This window comes from Globicatella sanguinis NBRC 15551 (assembly GCF_001552295.1).
Classification (GTDB): domain Bacteria; phylum Bacillota; class Bacilli; order Lactobacillales; family Aerococcaceae; genus Globicatella; species Globicatella sanguinis.
The window spans coordinates 1-1,842 of record NZ_BCQX01000192.1 but is presented as its reverse complement, the minus strand read 5'-3'; the positions used below and the strand labels follow the sequence as shown (position 1 = coordinate 1,842).

At 35.5% G+C, this 1,842-nt stretch carries 1 protein-coding gene and 1 riboswitch; the gene reads right to left on the bottom strand.

The window, feature by feature from the left end:
• Positions 1-224: 224 nt before the first annotated feature.
• Positions 225-1,520: a diaminopimelate decarboxylase gene (gene lysA, locus GSA01S_RS10010; protein ID WP_066127201.1), complete on the bottom strand. Its 1,296-nt coding sequence runs from the start codon at positions 1,518-1,520 to the stop codon at positions 225-227.
• A gap of 84 nt (positions 1,521-1,604) precedes the next feature.
• Positions 1,605-1,751, bottom strand: a riboswitch (Lysine riboswitch).
• Positions 1,752-1,842 lie beyond the last annotated feature (91 nt).

Below are 1,842 nucleotides of genomic sequence, written 5' to 3'. Positions count from 1 at the left end.
CCCTTTTAGCGTTTTTAGCGTTTTTAACGTTTTAGCGCTTTTTTCTTTATCAACGCCTTATTCAAAAGGCAATGGTTTTCAACTTTTAATTAGATTGTCCCAATGGTTTAGTCATCACCTTTTATGTATTTAGAATATTTTTATTATTTCAGCTTTCTATCATGATGCTATTCAAACAACTTTAATGCCTAATAACATATCGAATCTGTCAATAAACGCGTATTTTAATCCAATTCATTTTTCATCATATCTTCAAATGTTTCACGTTTCACGGTTAAACGATGATGCGCGCCATCAATATGTATCATGGCTGGGCGAGCGAGTCGATTGTAATTGCTAGCCATCGTATAATTATATGCCCCGGTCCCATTGACTAATAACAAATCACCTGTTGCTGCTTGTGGCAGTGTGATGTTTTCAATTAATTTATCACCACTTTCGCAAGCTTTACCAGCGACCGTGTAATCAATGGTTGCTGGTTCGGTAATTTTATTAGTAATAGTAGCTTCATATTGCGCCTGATACAAAGCTGGTCGAATATTATCACTCATTCCGCCATCAACAAATAGGTAATGTTTGCCACTAACAGTATCTTTTAAATCACCAATTCGATATAAAGTACTACCAGAAGCATTCACTAAGGAGCGACCTGGTTCAATACAAATTTTATTTAATTGTAAACCTAGTCTGATACTTTCTTTTTCAATATATTTTACAAACTCAGGTAAAAATTCAGCCATCTCGAAGGGTTGGTCTTCTTCTGTGTAATAAACTCCAAAACCTCCACCAAAATTGATTTCAGTAATCGGATAATTCGTTTTTTCTTGTGATGTTTGAGCAAATTCCATCATAGCCAATGAAGCTTTAAAAAAAGACTCACGTTCAAAGACTTGACTGCCGATATGACTATGAAAACCAACAAAATTCAAAAATCGACTTTCATGTAATTGGGTAATGAGTTCAAAAATTTGGTCATCGAAAATACTTTCACCGAATTTGGAGTCTAAACTAGCTGTTTGTATATATTGATGCGTATGAGCTTCCACACCAGGATTTATTCTCAATAGTACTTTCGGTCGTTTATTCATTTTTTCAGCAATTTGCTCTAAACGACTGGCTTCCATGCGATTATCCAATACAATCGTCCCTACTTCATTTTGTAAGGCGTATACTAATTCTTCATCCGATTTGTTATTGCCATGAAAATACATTTTATTAGGATTCACTCCCGCCGCTAAACCAACAAAGATTTCACCCGCGCTGACAACGTCCTGTCCTAATGGCGATATTGCGATTATTTTGGCTATGGCTTTCGTCAATAAGGATTTAGAAGCAAATAGCACTTGTGTTTCAAATAAGTCTGAATGAAAATTTTCTGTATAAGACTCTATTCTTCTGCGAAAACTAGCTTCATCAAAAATATATAAAGGTGTTCCATATTGATTCGCTAACTCCTGATAAGAATGACCAGAGTGAACTAATTCGTTATTGGCAATGGTTTGGTAACTTTCAAGTTTCATGTTTTTCCTCCATATAAACAAAACGACCACAAACATCTAGGTTCGCGGTCGTCAAATAAAAATAGTCTGATTTTCCCTGTCCTAGTTAATGATTGCACTTTCTAATAAACTGGACGGTTCATTAGAACAGTGACAAACTTATTCAGCTTGCCCCCAACAACAATAGCGTTGTTTCGGCGAAATCCCCTTTCCCTTTTAGGTACTCTTGTCATCCGCGCCTCGCACAAAAACTTATTCAATTGAGTTTACTATAACAGTCATTAAGGTATAAGTCAAACAATATTAAAGAATAATGAAAAAAACGAACTGTTATCTCGAATGG

Excerpts from the sequence above, each read along its gene's own strand:
- lysA (WP_066127201.1), bottom strand. The coding sequence starts at position 1,520 with ATGAAACTTGAAAGTTACCAAACCATTGCCAATAACGAATTAGTTCAC.